The 2,318-nt window shown below is 37.8% G+C and carries 2 protein-coding genes; both read right to left on the reverse strand.

The genetic code is table 11. The annotated features are described in order from the left end of the window. Positions 1 to 223 precede the first annotated feature (223 nt). On the reverse strand, positions 224 to 1,321 hold the full coding sequence (locus tag HX049_RS18255) for an IS91 family transposase (protein WP_090410542.1): 1,098 nt from the start codon (positions 1,319 to 1,321) through the stop codon (positions 224 to 226). After that, entirely contained in the window at positions 1,300 to 2,202 is a 903-nt protein-coding gene (locus tag HX049_RS18260) for a tyrosine-type recombinase/integrase (protein WP_073028679.1), read from the reverse strand. The genes HX049_RS18255 and HX049_RS18260 overlap by 22 nt, the downstream gene beginning before the upstream one ends. Between the last annotated feature and the right edge of the window lie 116 nt (positions 2,203 to 2,318).

A 2,318-nucleotide genomic window follows, 5' to 3' on the forward strand; every position in this document is an offset into this window, starting at 1 on the left:
AATAACTAAGCTTTCGTCTTGCCCGGAGGGCACGAGATGAAAGCCCGTTGAACGGAACCGTAGGAAGCTTAATACGTATTATGGAGTTTTCGAAGTATGACTTTAAGATATACCAGCAGTAATTTTAGGATTACTGCTTTTTTTATGGTTAAAGTTGTGCTGTTTCAATTGTTTTTTGGTGTTTTTTGGAACAATTAAACACAGGTTCCCTTACCCGTAAAACCTAATTCACAGAAGCAATTGTGTTTTCGATAAGATATGCTTTTGGCGGACCTCTTTGCCCAAAAACATGTAACGTAACCAAATTACCAACTTTGCAACAATAACATTTTCGATGTTGTGTTTTAGGTTCAACTATCGGTCGAATGATATTTAAATCTTCTTGTAATTGTTGCAATTTACCCCGTTTCCAACTGCTACTTAAAATACCGTAATGCCTAATTCGAACAAAGCGTTTAGGCAGAATATGTAAACTAAAGCGGCGGGCAAATTCTTCGTTTTTTAATGTTAATTGCTTGGTTTTACTGTGGTCTTTATAATCTTTGTAATGAATGGTAACCTCTTGATGAGTTACGTTTTTAATCCGATGGTTGCTAATAGCCACCTTGTGCGTATATCTCCCTAAATATTCAATGACTTGTTTGGGACCACCAAAGGGGCGCTTGGCATAAACCACCCAATCCTTTTCAAACAAACTTTGCAAGACTTGAGCATCTGCCAATTTTTCTTTGCGCAACAAGGCTACATATTTGGCACGAAAAACCTTACTCAAGGCTTTTACTGCAAACAAGTATCTATCGGTTTTTATCTTTCGTTTCCACTTACCATTTGCATCAATTCCTCCACCTGGAACAATACAATGTAGATGCGGATGCAAACTCAAATTTTGTCCCCAAGTATGTAAAATAGCAATCATACCCAATTGCAAACCGTCGGTTTTACCAAATTGAGAAAGCGTTGCCCAAACCGAATCAAACAAGATTTTATAAATCAATTGTGGTTGATGAATCGCCAAACCATTAAGCGAATCTGGAATAGTAAAAACCACATGATAATACGAACAGGGCAATAAATCATGTTCGCGCGCCTGAATCCATTCTTCTCGTTTATGACCTTGGCATTTCGGGCAATGCCTGTTGCGACAACTGTTGTAACTGATGTTGATGTTTCCACAGGTATCACACGCATCTACATGTCCGCCCAAAGCAGCAGTTCGGCATAAAGTCAGTGCTCGGAGTGTTTTCTCCTGATGAACCGTGAAGTTTTGATGGGATAAATCAACTTTTCTCAGCACATCAGCTACTTCCCATTGCGGCTGCATAGCGCAAAAACGGTATCAATTGGACTGTGTATTTTTTGGTTTTCGAGCTGACAAACATGTAAATATTCCATCGTAGTTTCGATGCGTTCATGCCCCATCAATTTCTGAACTTGCAGAATATTTACACCATCTTCCAATAAATGGGTCGCATAGCTGTGGCGCAGCGTGTGTGTATGCACATCTTTTAAAATACCTGCTTTTTTACAAACCGATTGAATCGCCCATTGAACACCGCGTTGGCTGTATCGAGAATCAAATCCTTTGGTATCTTTGGTATTACCCGTAAATAAAAATGTGGTGGGATGTTCGACTGAAATATATTTTTTAATCCCTCGAATGATATGATCAGAAAGCGGAACATAACGATCCTTCTTCCCTTTACTTTGAACGATATGAAGGAGTTTCCGATCAAAATCTAAATGCTTTAATTCGATGTTTCTCACTTCCATACAACGAAGTCCACAACTGTAAATCAAACCAATTAAAATGCGATGTTTAAGTAAATCGGCATGTTGAAGCAATTTCCAAATCTCATCTCGACTAAGAATTACGGGAAGTTTTTTTTCTTTAGGAATGGAAGGTAAATGAAGATAATCGTACGGAAGATTTTCGGTTTTTAATAGAAACCTTAGTCCGTAAACCGTGTGTTTAAAATACGATTGAGAAGGAGAATTCGACCGTTGTTGTAGTTCAAAAAGATAGTCTTTAACTTGTTCGGGATCTAATTCGGTAGGTAAACAGCCAAAATGAAGTGCCATTGCAGCCACATGGCGGGAATAATTATCAAAAGTGCGTTTACTTCTACCTAAAATGGAAATATTTCGTTCGAAACGTTGCAGAAGTTCAGAGAAACCATTAATTTCACTACAAGCGCGATTCAAATATTTGTTCGCTCTTAATTCCTCCGGAGATTTTTTTTAGTTACCATAATTTTATTTTTTTAATATCCTAAATATATGACTTCTAACGGAAAAGCTACCGAAGGTTTAGTTCAACA

This window comes from Myroides odoratimimus (genome assembly GCF_030326305.1).
GTDB classification, from domain to species: domain Bacteria; phylum Bacteroidota; class Bacteroidia; order Flavobacteriales; family Flavobacteriaceae; genus Flavobacterium; species Flavobacterium odoratimimum_A.